The organism is Candidatus Nanosynbacter lyticus, from assembly GCF_030253515.1.
Classification (GTDB): domain Bacteria; phylum Patescibacteriota; class Saccharimonadia; order Saccharimonadales; family Saccharimonadaceae; genus Nanosynbacter; species Nanosynbacter lyticus_A.
Genome location: NZ_CP124549.1, coordinates 713854 through 729891 on the forward strand (window position 1 = coordinate 713854; position 16038 = coordinate 729891).

Here is a 16038-nt window from a genome sequence, read left to right on the forward strand (position 1 = left end):
CCAATTTATGCGTGCAGTTTTGCTTCCTTTGGCAGTTTCGTCCCCGAAAGAATCTCGTCCACCGCCGCTTCTTCTAATGTCTCATCTTTGAGCAGCGCCTCAGCCAATTTATCGAGGAACGGACGATTGGCTTTGAGCACCAGCATTGCCCGTTGTTTGGCCTCGGTGATCAGCTGCGACACTTCCTGATCGATCAGTTTAGCAGTCTCATCCGAGTACGGCCGCTCGCGAGTCATCTTATCAAACATCAGCCCGCCGTTGTCTTCGTGAAATACTTGGTCGCGTAGGCCCTTACCCATACCCTGCTCGATGATCATATCACGGGCAATCTCGGTGGCTTTACGCAGGTCTGAGCCAGCACCGGTGGTGATACCATCATCACCGTAAATAATTTGCTCGGCAATTCGGCCGCCCATGGCCCGAGCCAAGATATCCTTGAACTCATAAACATTAGTGTAGCTCTTATCCTCTGGCGGCAAGAACCAGGTGACACCGCCGGTGCCGCCGCGCGGAATGATCGTCACTTTGTGAACTGGGTCGGAGTCCGGCAAGACATGACCGACGATGGCGTGGCCAGCTTCATGATACGCCGTCAATTCCTTCTCATGGTCGTTCATCACCTTGGCTTTGCGCTCTGGGCCGATAGCCACCCGCTCGAACGCCTCGGTCAACTCCTCGTTGGTAATTTTCTTCTTGTTACGGCGTGCAGCGATAATTGCTGCTTCATTGGCGATATTAGCGAGATCCGCCCCCGATGAGCCAGCTGTCTTGGCGGCCAATTTATCGAGGTCAACTGTCTCGTCGGTTGGCTTTTTCTTGAAATGAACTTTCAGAATCGCCTCGCGGTCTTTGCGCTCCGGCAGGGTAATTGTCACTCGCCGATCAAACCGACCCGGCCGCAGCAATGCTGGGTCCAGCACGTCCGCTCGGTTGGTCGCCGCTAGCACGATCACATTAGTGTCGCCGTCAAAGCCATCCATCTCCACTAGAATCTGGTTCAAGGTCTGCTCGCGCTCATCGTGTCCGCCACCCATACCCGAGCCGCGCTTGCGGCCCACCGCGTCAATCTCGTCGATAAAGATGATGCACGGCGCATTTTTCTTAGCTTTAGAAAAGAGATCGCGCACCCGGCTGGCCCCAACGCCGACGAACATCTCCACAAACTCCGAACCAGAAATCGAGAAGAACGGCACGCCTGCCTCACCAGCCACTGCCCGTGCCAGCATAGTTTTACCGGTACCCGGATTACCGACTAGCAAGACGCCCTTCGGAATCTTAGCACCCAGCTCCTTGTATTTTTTCGGGTGCTTCAGGAAATCGACAACCTCTTGCAAATCCTGCTTGGCGTTATCATTGCCAGCAATATCCTCAAACACAATTTTCTCTTTATCCTCGCCATACAGCCGTGCCTTTGACTTACCAAAGCCCATCGCTTGATTATTCTGCCCCTGCGCCTGGCGCATCATGAACATGAAGAATATCACGATGATCACCACCGGCACGATCGTCACCGTCAGACTCCACAGCACCTCACCGGTTTGCGATGGCGGCAGAACATTGATCTCAACCTTGGCGTCTTTGTTCAAACCTTGCTCATAAATCGTACTACCGGATTCCTTGACTGATTTCTCGGTCGGCTGTTTTTGGCCTTTGGGGGTAATTTTCAGATCGTTGCCCTGGATATCGATCTTGGCAATTTCTCCAGCATTTGCCCGGCGCACTACGTCAGTCAACGCCACATTCTTCAAATTGCTATTTGGTGACAGCGCCGCGTACACTGCCAGCCCAAGAAACACAATGATTGCCCAAAACAACCCCAGTCGAGCAACCTGCCCGACCCCTTTCTTAGTATTCTTTGGCGTCTTTCCTGCCATACGTCACATAATCCTTTCTCTTTCGTCCTAGCGAGTCACTCGTTTTATTGTAACACTTTCTACGGATAATTTCACCCGCACACCGCCGGCCGGCTGCCACACCGTTCCTGCGCGGCCAGTTTTGATGGCGATCAGCAGTCGATCCAGCTGTGCTGAGAGCAGCGACACACCAGTCAGTCGCTGCACCTCTCGGTGGAGTAGCTCACACGCTGGCTCAATCGGAATATGCGTCCAAAAATAACGACTACTGAGGCGTGGTGACAGCCGCAATGTCTCTCGGTCAATTGCTCGGTGTAGCTGCCACTGCTGGCGCCATAACTGACCAAGTATTGCGCGCTGCTCGTCGGTCAATTTCGCTTGCAGCTGTCGGCGCAGCTGATTACGTAGATAAGCGTCTGATTGATTCGTCGCGTCCTCTACCCATTCCAGCCGGTGGCGCAGCGCGTAGTCATATATGTCGTGCTTCGTCCATTCCAATAGCGGCCGCTCGATCCGCTGATCACCCATCACCGCCAAACCCCGCCAGCGCGTACCACGCTGCAGATTGAGCGCTATCGTCTCAATCACGTCATCCTGGTGATGGGCCGTCGTCACCCGTCCACCCCACCGTGCCGCCGCGTCAAAGAGAAATTGATACCGCCGCTGACGTGCCGTATCCTCACTGGCTGTCGCGCCTAACTCCTCACGCCTCGTAACATATGGCACCTTATACCGGCGCGCCAGCCCCGCCACAAACCGCGCATCAGCCGCCGATTCTGCCCGAATTCCATGATCAAAGTGAGCCACTGCTATCTCATCCTGCCCATGCCGTACTACACTGTCGAGGAGCACCACACTGTCCACTCCACCCGATACCGCAATCAGTCGCCTCATGAGGATATTATGACACACAGCGCAAAGTTACGTGATACAATAATCACTATGCACAAGACAACCATCCTCTGCTTTGGTGATTCCAACACCTTTGGGCAGCGGCCCGATACGAACGCGCGATATGACGAGTCAGTGCGCTGGCCACGGCGACTGGGGGCGCTGCTAGCGGATGAGACACGCCAATATTATGTCATTGAGGAGGGGCTGGGCGGTCGGCCGGACTGACCTTGATCATCCTAACCCAGCCAAGCCGTCGAGAAATGGCTGGATGTACTTTCCGCCGTGCCTGGCCAGTCATCAGCCCGACATCGCCATCATCATGCTGGGAACAAACGATGCCCAGATTTGCCACCAGCGACCAGTTGAGGCGATCGTGACGGCACTGGCGCGCTACGTCACGTATTGTCACGAATCAGACGTCACACCGCTGCTGGTTGCGCCGCTCATTCCAGACCCTACTGGGCTGTTCAACGAGGCAATCGTACCGCGATCGGCGTGGCACTTTGATGATACAGCCGTGGCGACACTAACTGCACTGCCTGAAAAAATCCGAACTTATGCCGCCAAGCATGGTGTTGCGTTTTTCGACGCCAACACATATGCCGAGGCCGGTGTAGACGGGTTGCACTGGACAGCAGCAGGTCACGAGCGATTTGCCCGAGCAATCGCCCAGATGATACACGAAATAGCATAGAATACTCAAACGTCAGTTAGTTTGATGTCTTCGATTTCGCTGGGCCCCAACCAATAAACTCGATCACCAACCTCAAAAATAGGTGTCGCCGCAGTCTCCAGTGCTGAGGAAATTTGTTTCTCTGTTAACCCCTTAAAGGCTGGGTTTTTGAAAAAATCAGCTTTTTCCATACCGGCATCACTGGCACGACGTAGAATATACTCTGCCACTTTGCTAATAATTTTAGCCTCTTCCGGCGAAACTCTAACCTCTCGTAGAGCATCCCATTCCTCACGTCCCTGAGGCGGTAATTCCTTCCTTGGTGTAGTTAGTGGTATCTCGCTCATAGCTATCTGTATCCTCCTCAATATTATTTTCACAAGTATATCATCCTATCGTCAACTCTTGCAACAAGGAGGGTAATATGTTCCTCACACACTACATTAAAATACCGCGGCCCATACAGACCGCGGATAAAAAACAGTTCTGGTAGCACCGGGTGGACCCGAACCACCGACCTCAGGCTTATGAGTCCTGCGCTCTAACCAGCTGAGCTACGGTGCCACACGTCACCAATTGTACCAAACGAGGCGCAAAATCTCAACCGCCTCGAGAACCTACTCATCAGGCGGGGCCTCAACTGCTCATCAAATAAGGCCAGGCAAGTTTCGCCCCCGGCGACTAGGCCACCAGCTCCACGCCTTCTTCGTCCAGCAGTTCCAGTCGCCGCATCACCAACGAACGTAGCTCCTCGCACGTCCGCCGGCGCTGCCATGTCCGCAGCTGGTCGTTATTGACCGCGTCTAAAAATTGCCCAAGCTCGTGCTCAGTGATATCCATATTGTCGCCTTTCTGTGTTTGTTAAACCGTGGCTTTACTATAGCACAGATTTGACATAAGTGCAATAGTATGACAGCTCACACAATCACTCGCTCGACATCACCTATCGTCTTCCCTCGGCAAACCGCTTGTGATAAACTGGAGGGAGAGGATTTTACACAAACATGACCCCGGCTATCATTTCATCACTCGCCATCGTCGCCTTCTCGGCACTGATCCACGCTAGTTTTCAGCTCAGCGTCAGCGTCTTGACCTTGCTCAGTGGCCATTCCCTCGGCAAGCAAACCGCCCGCCGGAAAGTGTTGCGACTGATGAATGGGTTTGTGTGTGGAGTGTTCGTATTGACCGTGCTCTTGGTATCAGCGATCGTCTACTATCTGTCGCTGGTCATTCATCACGCTGCTCAGGTCGAGCAACTCATCGCGGCCATCATCTGCGGACTGATGATTGGGCTGGGCGTGGCGACTTGGGCGGTGTACTACCGGCGGGGTGAGGGCACAGCCTTGTGGCTGCCGCGCAGCTTCGCGACCTACCTATCAAAGCGCTCAAAAGCGACGCGTCACAGCGCCGAGGCCTTTAGCCTCGGGATGGCGAGCGTAGTGGCCGAATTACTGTTCATCATCGGGCCAATGGCGGCGGCGGGGCTGGCGACGATCCTACTACCATCAACCGAGTGGCGGCTCATCGCCATTGCCCTTTACGTCGTCATATCACTGCTATCACTGGTCGTCGTCTTAGTGTTGGTCGGCAGCGGCCATTCCCTCGCCCATCTGCAACAGTGGCGGATGGCGCATAAACGTTTCTTGCAATTCGCAGCCGGCGGCAGCTTGATTATCTTGGGTGGCTTTTTGTTCGTTGATCGAGTGCTCGGCATCGTCAGCTACGGGGGTTTTTAATGTCAAGCAAGCATGCAAACCGACCAGCTATCGATGTTGTCAAGCGTGGTAAACGACCGAGCGAAGAGTTTGATCCGACAAAACTCCACCACTCTATCATGGCGACCTGCCTGAGTATCCGCACACCCGAAGGCCAAGCCGATGACATCGCCAAGTCAGTCACCCTCGGCGTGATGAGTTGGTGCGAGACCCGACCAGAAATTACCACAAACGACATCCGACACCGCGCGGCGCAGCTACTGCAGAAACTACACACCGACGCAGCATTTGTTTATCAACACCATAAGACGATCATGTAGGGGGCACATGGCACAAAAACCAACTTTTGACTATGATGTAATTGTTATCGGCAGCGGCGCTGGCGGTTCACCAGCCGCAACTGTCTTGGCGCGCGCTGGCAAGAAAGTCGCCATCATTGAGCGCGGTACCTTTGGCGGCGAATCCCCAAACTGGGGCGACATTCCGACTGGCGCCCTACTCTATACCGCTGACGTCTATCACGAGGCCAAAACAGCGGCCAAGTTCGGCCTGCGCACCAGCACAGTTGGCTATAATTATCCGTCGCTGCTCGCCTGGAAAGACACCGCCATCAAGCGCACCGGCACCGGCGGCAACCGCAGTTACTACGAAAAACAAGGCATCAGCGTCTTTACCGGCAGCGCCCACTTTCTCAGTCCCAACGAGATCACCGTCAATCGCCGCCACTTATCAGCGCGCAAATTCCTGATCGCTAGCGGCTCAACCTGGCGCGATGATCACATCCCGGGCCTCGACGAAGTGGCCCATCACACGCCGCAAACCATCCTCTCGCTCAAACGCCCGCCCAAAACACTGTTCGTTGTCGGCTCTGGCACGACAGCGATGGAGCTGGCGTATTTGTTCTCGACCTTTGGCAGCAAGGTATATGTCGCTGAGACCGCTGGGCGTATCTTGCCTGAGTTTGACCAAGAAGTTGGCGAGCTGATCGCCGCTGATGCCAAGGCACAACGTGGCATGAACATCCTCACTCAGACAAAGCTGGTCGCTGTCCAGAAAGACGGCATCGCAAAGCGCGTCACCTACGCTCGTGGCGGCCAGCAGCATTCAGTGCGTGTTGATGAAATCCTCATCGCCGACGACCGCCTACCGACGACCGACATTGGCCTAGAAAATGCGGGCGTGGCATATACCGAACATGGCATTCAAGTCAGCGAAGCGATGCAAACTTCGGCGCGACACATCTTTGCGGCCGGTAGTGTCGTCGACCTTCAGGCGCAGACACACACCATCCTCAGCCATAGCCGCACCGCTGCACACAACCTGTTACACCGTAATTTTATTGCACTTGACGATACGCCGCGCTTGACGATCGCTTTCACCGACCCGCAGATAGCCCGGACGGGACTGGACGAGGACGACTGTCTGCGCCGCGATTTGAAAGTAAGTATTGCCCTTGCGCCACTGACCTTGACCGCTCGCAGCAACATCACCGACCGACGCAGTGGGTTCGTCAAATTGATCAGCGACAAAAAAGGCGTCCTGCTCGGCGCCACCATCGTTGCACCGGGCGCTAGCGACTTGATGACCGGCCTCAGCCTCGCCATCCGCCACGGCCTGACCGCCAAACAACTGATGAGCACACCAAACTGCTTCGTTGCCTGGTCAGAGGCCGTGCGCATTGCGGCGGGGAAATTGGCAGCTGATTAGGCGCTCCCGAGATTTTACGTTTCCATGAAACTTCTGATGGCTACCGCTCGCCATCATTACGACGTGCCTCAAGCGCATCATGGAGACCGCTAAGTATCCAGTGCATTCTGGCAACCATAAATTCGCCGTCCTTACCGCGCATGCCATCTCGCAGTTTCTTTTCGGGAGTATCTTGTGACCAAAACCTTGTTTCTGGCGGAATTGCTAACGGTTGTTTCAGGTCTAGCAGCGAGTCATCCCGCATATCGGGCGGGGTGTGCTGTTCGACCGCCTCTCTTGCTAGTTCCTCAAGCTCCTTTGCACACGTGCACCACTGACCGCCCCCCCTACATACTGCATCTCGTGTGTTTTCTTTTGAGCCCATCTCTCTATTCGTCTTATCCTCCGACTGGTGGTCTACTGGCAACTTATCGGTAGGTTGAGACGCTGGATTAAAGTGCTCTGTCATAATGCCCTAATATAACACGGCCAGATCAAAAAGGCTAGACGTAGGCTACCGCAGCCAATTTACACCACGACTTCACATGTATCAAAAACAAAAACGACCTCAACTCATGAGGCCGAAAAATCAATAAACATGGTTGCGGGGGTAGGATTTGAACCTACGACCTTTTGGTTATGAGCCAAACGAGCTACCAGGCTGCTCTACCCCGCGGCACATTGTCCATCTTAGCAAACACGAATTATTTTTGCAAGTTCTGACTCGTTCGCCGCGCACCAAAGAGGAAATTAATCCACTGCTGGAAGTTACTGGTCGGTTGCTTTTGCGGCGTATTATGGGCAGTCGGTTGCTGCTTGGCCGCGTCGGTTGACGGCACGATCAGCAGCTTTTCGCCAGGCGAGCCACGGCCCAGGCGCTGGCGCACTGCGAGATCGAGGTATTCGTCACTTTCATAATATTTTGACTCGTATGCTAGCAGCTCGGTACGCAATTTCTCGACCGTCAGCTGGTACTTTTTTTGATCGACCATCTGTTGCAGTTCATAATTGCGCTGCATCGACTCGATCGACCCCCACGCCCAACTCAGCGCGATCAGCGCCGCCGCCGCAACCACAACATTATTCAGCGTCAAATAATCGTGACGCACGTGGTACCAAAATCGTTTGAGTTTCAGCATGTTCATGTTGGTTTTATCAGAAGTTATGGCTATATTATGAGGGGTTGGGTGGGGTTAGTCAAGATGAGTGGTCGTTCAGACGATTTTTACGATATGTTTCCCATAGCCTATCGTCGATAGTGGGTAAATTCCAGTCATCGCCAATACGCTCCCGTTCGCCAAGATCCCATGCGGGAGAGAATTTATTTCGAATCTGAGCCGCCCTTTCAGGGTTTCTTCGAGAGAAATCGCGTAGCATTTCCTCGGGTGTCTCAAACCGTCGTTTTGGCACTTTAGGCGCCTCCTCTGCGTCCATTTTCAAGGCTCTCTTCCCGAGCTGTCTATTGCACAGAGACCACCCACACCACTCGCATGCCACTGTCTCAACCTCTCCGTCTGCTGGCGCCACCTGCTGTTCTTGTACTGATGACTGATCTGGATATAAATGCTCCGTCATAATACTTGATTGTAGCATGAATGGTTAAAAATTAGGAGGAACCAAGGAATGAAGAGCCGGCAGCTTCAGGCAGGAGCATCCTCAGAAAAAGAGCATGCGCAACCTGCTTAACATTAGTTAGTAAACTAATGAAAAGCCCAGAAGAGGATGGCTTTGAGATGACAGAAGCTCCCACTGTCGAAGAAATGTTACAGGAACTACCCCCGATCCCTGACAACTTGCGTGGTGATCCAGTGCCGCCAGGGGTCAAGCGCGTGGTTGAGGAAAGAAGACGAGAAATCCTTGCAGAGATGCGCGGAACACCACATGCGCTAGCGCTAGCGCTTGCAAGAGCCGCCTCAACAAACCTCCTTGATCAAGCAATGATTGCTGCCTACATCATTACCCCTCGACGCAAGTAGACTAGGCGTAAGTCCGGTAGGGACAGTCAACCAGACCAATGTCTCCCCACCCTCCATGACGGACAATAGCAGTGCCTCGCAGCCACCGACATCCCATTGCAATTGGCGACGATCGTTTCAGTACTGACAAATCGGCACAGAGTTGGTGGCCCGCAAAGGTCACGCCGGACAATGTCCGCGAGGAAGCGATATCTGACTCGATCATCTCCAGAAGCCGCGGCACCTCGTCTTCCGATTCCAGATAGACTGACTTGAACCCAAATTCAAGTAGGCTCTGATCCTCCAACGAATCAACATGTGCAAGGTCAATGATGGCCCATGAGTAGCAAAACGGTTTTGATGCTCCCCGAACCCGGAAATTCTTTGTCCACTCAACATCGAGCGCAGCCACGAGACTTCGTTCTCGACTAAACGGGCGCTCTGGCTCACCAAACGGGCGTTCCGCCCACTGCAAGTTTGTTCTCAAGTGCATCGACTTATGTATTCTCCTAGAGACGATTTTAACTCACATAGATGCTTTTACCAAGATACTTCCGGAAGTGGTTGCGCTTGAAGGGGTGGCGTCACGACCCCTGACAAAACCAAAAACCTCCGACCAATGGCCGGAGGTTCTAACATGACACTTTTGGTGGGGGTGGCTGGGATCGAACCAGCGACCAACAGGTTATGAGCCCGCTGCTCTAACCGCTGAGCTACACCCCCATGAGCGATATTATACCGTAAAAACAGCCAAGTGAGAAGTGCCGTCAATTCCCCCACTACCGACCGTCAAGCTGCTCGTGCCTTCCCGAGGGCAGCGCGCGCCATTGCAATTCCGTCCCTATTTGTCTGTTTTTGTTCCTCGGTTAACGGACCCTGTCCTGATGCTTCATGGGCTTGTTGCGTACGTGTATCAAACGCTGCAAAATAACGGCGCCGAGGTTGTGGTTGCGGTTTCTTATCCGCGGGGATATTCTGATCAGATAGTCGCTCATCAACCGCATGGGCGTTCTGATCAGCCGGCGGTTCAAGCCCAAGTGCCAATCGCGCTTTATAATATGGCCAGCCCATTTTATCGACAAGTTCATCAACCTTCTCCCACTCCTCCGCGGTCAATTCACGGCCCCGCTCACCAGTCTGCGATAGTTCACTCATAATTAGTAAATATCACATTTTGCCTATAAAAGCAATACTATCTCAGTGCCTCAATGCTTCACCACAAAAAGACTCCCGCATGAGCGAGAGTCTTTGAGGCACCTGTTTGTTTGATACTATTGTACCGGTAACCAGGTGTATAATGCAAGTGCTTATTTCTTCTTTTTGATCGTCAAAAAGCCATTGCGTGGGTTTTCGGTAACGATCCGGTCATCTGGCAAGTCGCATGGCTCGCCCTTGGCGTTCTTTTCAACCTTGGCGAAAAAATAAATTGTCTGCGTTTTGCCACCGCGCAGCGTGACTTCGGTTTTATGCAAGTAGTATGTAATGCCTTTTGAGTTTGTGTGCTTATAAGCCATTCGTATACCTCCTGTTAGTACTATACTATTCTAGATTAGCGCCTCTGTTAACCCCTGTCAAGCCTAAAGCGGTTTTTGACGATACCGAAGCAGCAGTTTCAATACCGCTAACGCCACCAGCCGAGCAATGATAATCAGCATAATTACCCCTGTTACCACCAATGACCAGCCCGCCAAGTCCGATGACCAGAGCGGCGGTACAAATGTCTGATAATACGGCGCAGTGGATGGCGGCGTAAATTTGAGGTCAAGCGACGAGGCGGCCGGGTACTTCGCCCATTCATCATTGATGCAGCTGACGTAGCGCGGGTCGGCCGTAGCATAAAATCGCCCCCAACCACCAGCCTGTGCTCGAGCGTCGCATACTTGGCGAACTTTGGCGACCGTGTCGTTGCTGGAACGAGAGGCTGACTTTGACTCAAATTCTTTCCAGGCCGCCTCGTAGGCCCGCTTGTATGAGTGCTCCAGCGCGATGCGTCCCGGATCGGCGTTCATGTGCGCGACCACATAGCGCTGCAAGTCATACACCCGCCGCTCCAGCGTGCCCTCGTCGCCCTCCTTGTCAGCATTGATGACGGCGTCACGGCGCTCGATCATGCCGATATTATTTAGCCTGAGGAATGTCGCACTGATAAACGACGCCATCACTAGCAAAATGACCAGCTGCCATGTCTTGATTTCTTCTAGCCGCCGGATCGCCCGACGCGTGCCTCGCTTATCTGCCATTCCCCACCTTTCTCAAGTCCATTATACCAAAGATGCTGGGTGAATGCGACACGGGGATGGCGTCAGTGGTATAATGACGCTATGAGAATTTATTTTTCGGGAATTGGTGGCGTGGCGATCGGGCCACTAGCAGAAATGGCCATCAGCGCTGGGCACGAGGTCTGTGGCTCTGACCGAGCGGCCGGCTTGATGACGGAGGCGCTCAGGCGAGCCGGCATCACGGTGTCGTTTGATCAGTCAGGCGAGTTTTTACGTAGCGAACATCAGCGGGAGCCCTTTGACTGGTTTGTCTATACGGCGGCCCTGCCAGCGGATCATCCAGAGTTGGCACTGGCCAGGCAGCTGGGGATTCGCACCAGCAAGCGTGATGAGCTCCTCGCTCAGATTATCGCTGACAAGCAGCTCAAGCTCATCGCCGTCACCGGTACGCACGGCAAGACGACGACGACTGGCATGCTGGTGTGGACGTTGCAGCAACTCGGCGTGCCGGTGAGCTACCTGGTTGGCTCGACGCTTAGTTTTGGCCCAAGCGGTCGGTTTGATCCGGCCAGTCAGTTTTTGGTGTATGAATGCGATGAATTTGACCGCAATTTCCTCCACTTTTCGCCGTGGCTAAGCCTCATCACCTCAGTTGATTATGACCATCCCGACACCTTTCCGACGCCAGATGATTACCGAGCGGCGTTTCGGCAATTTGGCGAGCAGTCGACGCAGGTGATCACGTGGCGAGAGGATGCGGAGGTATTTACTCCAGCCAATGTAACGGTACTTGAACAGACTGATCCACAAATGACGCTGGCTGGCGAACACAACCGGCGTAACGGCACGCTGGCAGCACGGGCGGTAATGCTGGTGCGAGAGGCGGCTGCCCTTAAGATTGAGGCTGAGGCGATTATCGCGGCGCTCAATGCCTTTCCGGGCACCGGCCGGCGCTTTGAAAAACTGGCCGACAATCTCTACACCGACTATGGCCACCATCCGTCGGAGATTGCCGCCACGTTGCAGCTGGCTCATGAACTAAATGACCGCGTGGTGCTCGTCTACCAGCCGCACCAAAATATTCGCCAGCACGAGGTTCGTGAACGCTACACTGATGAGATTTTTGCACATGCCAGCGAGATATATTGGCTGCCGACGTACTTGACCCGCGAAGACCCAAGCCTGCCGGTGCTCACGCCGGAGGAATTAACGCGCCAATTCACGACGGACAAGGTGCATATCGCGCAGTTGGATGAGGTGCTGTGGCAGGTAATTGAGCAGCAGCGAGCACGCGGTGCGCTGGTACTCGGTATGGGTGCCGGAACAATCGACGGATGGCTGCGCGAGCAGTTAGGCCGCAGCGCTTGATCACAAGTAGCCAGCCTATTCGTCAGACTTGCCACCAAGCGCCACCCGGATATCGTCATACGAAAATCCTTGACGGGCTAGATAAGCCATAAATTTCTGCTGATCGCCAGCGTATTTGTGGCGTTTTTTAGCGATAATTTTTTGCAGTTCCTCGTCATCAGAGCGGATATTTTCGCTGATTAGTTGCTCTATCGTCTCGCGGTCAATCCCCTTTTGCGCTAACTCTAATTTTAGCCGCCTAACACTAGTGCCCTTTTGCATAAATCGATGTTCCAACCAAAAGCGGGCAAACTTCTCATCGTCGAGGTACTGTTTCTCGATCAGCCGCGCCAGCACCCGCTCGGTAATTTCCGGCTTCACACCCGGACGCTCAGTAATTTTGCCAGTCTTTGGCGAGCGTTTCTTAGTCGGCCTGGTTTTACGCCACAGATAATCGCGCAGCTCTTTAACCGAGCGCGGCCGCATCAAGCAATACTCCATAGCCCGGGCGTACAACTTACCAAACTGGCTCTCGTCCTCTAGCGCTGTCAATTCGTCGTCGGTATATTCGCGCCCGACCTTCAGTCCGAGCTCGCCCACCTGAAAGACATCGAGGCTAAAGCGGTATTTGCCATCAACACTCACGTTAACGCGGTTGTTATCGCGAGTTTGGAGAGAGATGTCAGTGATTTTCATGAAGCTATTATACCGCGAAGCCGCTAGGCTAACTACTAGCAGAGGCTACTCGACTACTTCGACAACCTTACCATGCACGCCGTTGTAGCAAGCAGCAGCACGCGGCTCGGTGATGACCGGTAGTTGCCCTGGAATAGCGCTCATATTAACGTCGTCCAGCGTACCGGCCTCGACGCAACCAAGCGTGATGTGCGGGCGGAACCCATCAACATCCAGCCCTGGGTGAATACCATCCAGCGCTGCGAGCAATTGCTGACGCGCCTCAGCCATCCAGGCATTTTTCTGCGTGCGTAGCTCAACCCAAACACAGTTACCAGCCTCGTCTGGTAAGAAATTAACACCGTCAAGCACCAACTTATCGAGGACAGGTAGTGCCACAGCGGCCGACTTGAGGCGTGGCATGTCCTGCTCGGTCACGTTAATCAGTGTCACGTGTGGGATAAACTCACCAAAGTCAAGATTCATTTTTTCTGACAGCTCTCGAAGATACGCATTCTGCTTATCATCAAAGACGAGGCTGACTGATGCCATATGTTTTTCGACTGGATATGCGGTTTCTGCTGCGCGCATTAGTTTTCTCCTTCTTTTACTTTCTCCCGAACCTTCTGGTCAACTTCCGCCAGAACCTCAGGATGTTCTTTCAGATACAACTTAGTTTTATCACGGCCTTGACCAATGGTCTCGCCGTTATATTTGTAAAAGGCGCCAGATTTTTCAACAATGCCGTGCGTGGCTGCCAAATCCAGAATATCACCAGTTTTACTAATGCCTTCGTTATACATAATGTCAAACTCAGCGATGCGAAATGGCGGCGCAATCTTATTTTTCACCACCTTGATCTTGGTGCGGTTACCGAGGATATCGTCACCAACCTTGATCTGCCCAATCCGGCGAATATCCACCCGCTGCGAAGCGTAAAACTTCAGCGCGTTACCGCCCGTCGTGGTCTCAGGATTACCAAACATCACACCAATTTTCATGCGAATTTGGTTAATGAAAATCACCGTGGCTTTCGATTTGTTGATGATACCAGTCAATTTACGCAGCGCCTGGCTCATCAGCCGTGCCTGCAACCCCATGTGCGAATCACCCATATCACCGTCAATTTCCGCTTGCGGCGTCAGCGCCGCCACCGAGTCAACCACAATCAGATCCACCGCGTTTGAGCGTACCAAGGTTTCAGTAATTTCCAGCGCCTGCTCACCGTTGTCTGGCTGCGATACCAACAGATTTTCGGTATCCACGCCTAGGCGCTTGGCGTAGGCCGGGTCGAGCGCGTGCTCAGCATCGATGAACGCTGCCGTACCGCCCTGCTTTTGGATTTCGGCGATGGCGTGCAATGTCAAAGTTGTCTTACCCGAACTCTCCGGACCGTAAATCTCAATGATGCGCCCCTTCGGGTAACCGCCACCCAGCGCCAAATCGAGGCTCAGCGAACCCGATGGGATCACTTCAACATCAACTTTGTGCGCCTCGCCGAGCTTCATGATTGACCCGTCACCAAACTGCTTGGTGATCTGATCCATTGCCAGACCCAGCGCTTTCAATTTCCCATCATCAATCTTTTTCTCTGGCGCCTGAGCTGTGCCAGTTGCGGCGTCTGTTTGATGTTTGTCATCGGTTTTCGCTGTGCTAGCCATACCTCTCCCTCCGTTATCTTATGCTGTATAGTATACCATAAATCAAGCGCCTACCACGAGCAGTGAAACTTTGCTATAATGGACAACATGAAACGACAAGCAGGCTTTACGGTGATTGAGGTGCTGGTAGCAATTATATTTCTCGGCGTAGCCACAGCGGTGGCCTTCACCCAGCTGGTGACGATTCAACGCGAGCATCAAAACGACCGGAAAAAAACCGCCATTAACGCCATGCATTACAGCCTCGAAGAAGCCTATTACAAGCAGCACGGCTCCTATCCGGAAAAAATTACCGACGAGACACTACCGACCATGGATAAGGAGCTACTCACAGATCCGAGTGGTAAAAAGCTGGGCGATAATGGCAGCGCCTATCGCTACGAGCCGACTAATTGCCAAAGCGGTAAATGCAAATCATATTCGCTCAGGGCCATGCTTGATGGCGAGGCAGATTTCGTCAAAGACAGCCGCCACAAATAACTAAATTGTAGCCAAACTAATCGTAACAGACTGGCCGGCCGTTTTTGAAGGCCTCAATGGCGTTGTTGAGGATGGCAACCTGGTGCTTGGGGTTGGCCACGTAATGAAAAATATAAGTCGTCTCCTCACCCTCAGTACTGAGGCGAATGGTGCCGTAGTTAAAGATCGTCTGGGCGATGCCAGCCTGGAAAAAGCTAGCGTCCTCGATACTACCGAGGCTAACTGTCTGCTCGTGCCGAACGAAGAGGCTCTGTTGGATTTCCTGGATGACGCTTTCATTCGTCATGAAAAAATGATTCTGTAAATACACCCACAGGGTGATCGCGCCGCCAAGCACCACCAAGGCAACGAGCAGCAGCGCAATACCCAGCACTGCCCCCGGATTCACCGCCGGAAACAGCGGAATATTAGCGGTGAGCGACGAGAACGAGGCCGCAAATACCAGTAGCACCACGACCAACAGGAGGGTGATGGCCGTCGGGATAACCATGCCGATCGGGTGGCGCTTGATGTCGAGGATGACATACTCGCCCTCGCTGAGATTGAGCTGCGGATAGTCACGAACGGACTGGTCGTGGCGCGCCTTAGTCTCTGGGCTGACTGCGGGAACGATCGGCTCAAGCGGCCGCGCCGCATGAACAACATTTGGTTCGTTAGCGTATTGGGCACGAATCTGTGGATTGAAGTTTTGCCCCTCGATCATCTCTGGCTGGATGGTAACGTGCGAGGTTGGCTGTGGCTCAATCGGTGGCGCGGTCGTCACCGGTGGCGGTGTCGCGGCAGCCGGCGGATGATGATACAACGGCCGACCGTCAGAATCATAAGCAACCGGCTGGGTATAGTCAGGCTCAGGGTTAGTCTGGTTCGGATTCATTAGTTC

22 protein-coding genes and 3 tRNA genes are annotated in these 16038 nt (G+C 53.5%); 8 read left to right on the forward strand and 17 right to left on the reverse strand.

Going from position 1 to position 16038, the window contains the following annotated elements:
* Window positions 1-5 precede the first annotated feature (5 nt).
* Window positions 6-1874, reverse strand: coding sequence for an ATP-dependent zinc metalloprotease FtsH (ftsH, locus tag NLML1_RS03855; RefSeq protein WP_285441472.1), 1869 nt, complete (start codon window positions 1872-1874; stop codon window positions 6-8).
* A 27-nt stretch (window positions 1875-1901) separates the two neighbouring features.
* Complete coding sequence (tilS, locus tag NLML1_RS03860) at window positions 1902-2747, reverse strand: tRNA lysidine(34) synthetase TilS (RefSeq protein ID WP_285441473.1); 846 nt, start codon at window positions 2745-2747, stop codon at window positions 1902-1904.
* A 48-nt stretch (window positions 2748-2795) separates the two neighbouring features.
* Between tilS and NLML1_RS03865 the strand changes: the two genes are divergently transcribed.
* Window positions 2796-2972 (forward strand): SGNH/GDSL hydrolase family protein, encoded by a 177-nt coding sequence (locus NLML1_RS03865; RefSeq protein WP_285441474.1) that lies wholly within the window; start codon window positions 2796-2798, stop codon window positions 2970-2972.
* On the forward strand, window positions 2935-3441 hold the full coding sequence (locus NLML1_RS03870) for a GDSL-type esterase/lipase family protein (RefSeq protein ID WP_285441475.1): 507 nt from the start codon (window positions 2935-2937) through the stop codon (window positions 3439-3441). The genes NLML1_RS03865 and NLML1_RS03870 overlap by 38 nt, the downstream gene beginning before the upstream one ends.
* A 5-nt stretch (window positions 3442-3446) precedes the next feature.
* On the opposite strand, the gene NLML1_RS03875 is transcribed toward NLML1_RS03870, so the two are convergent.
* The 3 genes from NLML1_RS03875 to NLML1_RS03885 form a co-directional block, all read right to left on the reverse strand.
* Window positions 3447-3767, reverse strand: a complete 321-nt coding sequence (locus tag NLML1_RS03875; protein ID WP_285441476.1) for a hypothetical protein — start codon at window positions 3765-3767, stop codon at window positions 3447-3449.
* Window positions 3768-3907: 140 nt separating this feature from the next.
* Window positions 3908-3984: transfer RNA gene (locus NLML1_RS03880), tRNA-Met, on the reverse strand.
* Window positions 3985-4101: 117 nt separating this feature from the next.
* The gene (locus tag NLML1_RS03885) at window positions 4102-4260 is read right to left on the reverse strand and encodes a hypothetical protein (RefSeq protein WP_162420973.1); all 159 of its coding nucleotides are present in this window, start codon (window positions 4258-4260) and stop codon (window positions 4102-4104) included.
* Between the two features lie 164 nt (window positions 4261-4424).
* On the opposite strand from NLML1_RS03885, the gene NLML1_RS03890 reads away from it, so the two are divergent.
* From NLML1_RS03890 to NLML1_RS03900, 3 genes are read left to right on the forward strand one after another with little or no spacing between them, the layout of a single operon-like run.
* Complete coding sequence (locus NLML1_RS03890; RefSeq protein ID WP_285441477.1) at window positions 4425-5156, forward strand: hypothetical protein; 732 nt, start codon at window positions 4425-4427, stop codon at window positions 5154-5156.
* Window positions 5156-5455, forward strand: coding sequence for a hypothetical protein (locus tag NLML1_RS03895; protein ID WP_285441478.1), 300 nt, complete (start codon window positions 5156-5158; stop codon window positions 5453-5455). The genes NLML1_RS03890 and NLML1_RS03895 overlap by 1 nt, the downstream gene beginning before the upstream one ends.
* Window positions 5456-5462: 7 nt before the next feature.
* Complete coding sequence (locus NLML1_RS03900; RefSeq protein WP_285441479.1) at window positions 5463-6842, forward strand: dihydrolipoyl dehydrogenase family protein; 1380 nt, start codon at window positions 5463-5465, stop codon at window positions 6840-6842.
* Window positions 6843-6882: 40 nt separating this feature from the next.
* On the opposite strand, the gene NLML1_RS03905 is transcribed toward NLML1_RS03900, so the two are convergent.
* From NLML1_RS03905 to NLML1_RS03915, 3 genes are all read right to left on the reverse strand, one after another.
* Window positions 6883-7290 carry a hypothetical protein gene (locus NLML1_RS03905; protein ID WP_285441480.1) on the reverse strand — a complete coding sequence of 136 codons (408 nt, stop codon included), beginning with the start codon at window positions 7288-7290 and terminating at the stop codon, window positions 6883-6885.
* Window positions 7291-7420: 130 nt separating this feature from the next.
* A tRNA-Met gene (locus NLML1_RS03910) sits at window positions 7421-7497 on the reverse strand.
* Between the two features lie 28 nt (window positions 7498-7525).
* Window positions 7526-7966: a hypothetical protein gene (locus NLML1_RS03915; protein WP_171278779.1), complete on the reverse strand. Its 441-nt coding sequence runs from the start codon at window positions 7964-7966 to the stop codon at window positions 7526-7528.
* 588 nt (window positions 7967-8554) lie between these two features.
* Here NLML1_RS03915 and NLML1_RS03920 point away from each other — a divergent pair.
* Window positions 8555-8797: a hypothetical protein gene (locus NLML1_RS03920; RefSeq protein ID WP_285441481.1), complete on the forward strand. Its 243-nt coding sequence runs from the start codon at window positions 8555-8557 to the stop codon at window positions 8795-8797.
* A gap of 1 nt (window position 8798) precedes the next feature.
* On the opposite strand, the gene NLML1_RS03925 is transcribed toward NLML1_RS03920, so the two are convergent.
* From NLML1_RS03925 to NLML1_RS03945, 5 genes are all read right to left on the reverse strand, one after another.
* Window positions 8799-9269 (reverse strand): hypothetical protein, encoded by a 471-nt coding sequence (locus NLML1_RS03925; RefSeq protein ID WP_285441482.1) that lies wholly within the window; start codon window positions 9267-9269, stop codon window positions 8799-8801.
* 154 nt (window positions 9270-9423) lie between these two features.
* Window positions 9424-9499: transfer RNA gene (locus tag NLML1_RS03930), tRNA-Ile, on the reverse strand.
* 66 nt (window positions 9500-9565) lie between these two features.
* On the reverse strand, window positions 9566-9931 hold the full coding sequence (locus tag NLML1_RS03935) for a hypothetical protein (RefSeq protein ID WP_285441483.1): 366 nt from the start codon (window positions 9929-9931) through the stop codon (window positions 9566-9568).
* Between the two features lie 152 nt (window positions 9932-10083).
* Window positions 10084-10290, reverse strand: coding sequence for a hypothetical protein (locus NLML1_RS03940; protein ID WP_138077665.1), 207 nt, complete (start codon window positions 10288-10290; stop codon window positions 10084-10086).
* Between the two features lie 63 nt (window positions 10291-10353).
* On the reverse strand, window positions 10354-11016 hold the full coding sequence (locus NLML1_RS03945; protein WP_285441484.1) for a hypothetical protein: 663 nt from the start codon (window positions 11014-11016) through the stop codon (window positions 10354-10356).
* Between the two features lie 81 nt (window positions 11017-11097).
* Between NLML1_RS03945 and NLML1_RS03950 the strand changes: the two genes are divergently transcribed.
* Window positions 11098-12363 (forward strand): Mur ligase domain-containing protein, encoded by a 1266-nt coding sequence (locus tag NLML1_RS03950; RefSeq protein WP_285441485.1) that lies wholly within the window; start codon window positions 11098-11100, stop codon window positions 12361-12363.
* Window positions 12364-12378: 15 nt separating this feature from the next.
* Here the strand turns inward: NLML1_RS03950 and NLML1_RS03955 are convergent, their stop codons facing one another.
* From NLML1_RS03955 to recA, 3 genes are read right to left on the reverse strand one after another with little or no spacing between them, the layout of a single operon-like run.
* A complete protein-coding gene (locus tag NLML1_RS03955; protein ID WP_285441486.1) occupies window positions 12379-13038 on the reverse strand; it encodes a regulatory protein RecX in 660 nt (219 codons plus the stop codon).
* A gap of 45 nt (window positions 13039-13083) precedes the next feature.
* Window positions 13084-13608, reverse strand: a complete 525-nt coding sequence (locus NLML1_RS03960) for a 2'-5' RNA ligase family protein (protein ID WP_285441487.1) — start codon at window positions 13606-13608, stop codon at window positions 13084-13086.
* Window positions 13608-14600: a recombinase RecA gene (gene recA, locus NLML1_RS03965; RefSeq protein ID WP_404979374.1), complete on the reverse strand. Its 993-nt coding sequence runs from the start codon at window positions 14598-14600 to the stop codon at window positions 13608-13610. The genes NLML1_RS03960 and recA overlap by 1 nt, the downstream gene beginning before the upstream one ends.
* A gap of 165 nt (window positions 14601-14765) precedes the next feature.
* Here recA and NLML1_RS03970 point away from each other — a divergent pair, with 165 nt between their 5' ends.
* Complete coding sequence (locus tag NLML1_RS03970) at window positions 14766-15158, forward strand: type II secretion system protein (protein WP_285441489.1); 393 nt, start codon at window positions 14766-14768, stop codon at window positions 15156-15158.
* A gap of 16 nt (window positions 15159-15174) precedes the next feature.
* On the opposite strand, the gene NLML1_RS03975 is transcribed toward NLML1_RS03970, so the two are convergent.
* Window positions 15175-16032: a PH domain-containing protein gene (locus tag NLML1_RS03975; protein WP_285441490.1), complete on the reverse strand. Its 858-nt coding sequence runs from the start codon at window positions 16030-16032 to the stop codon at window positions 15175-15177.
* Window positions 16033-16038 lie beyond the last annotated feature (6 nt).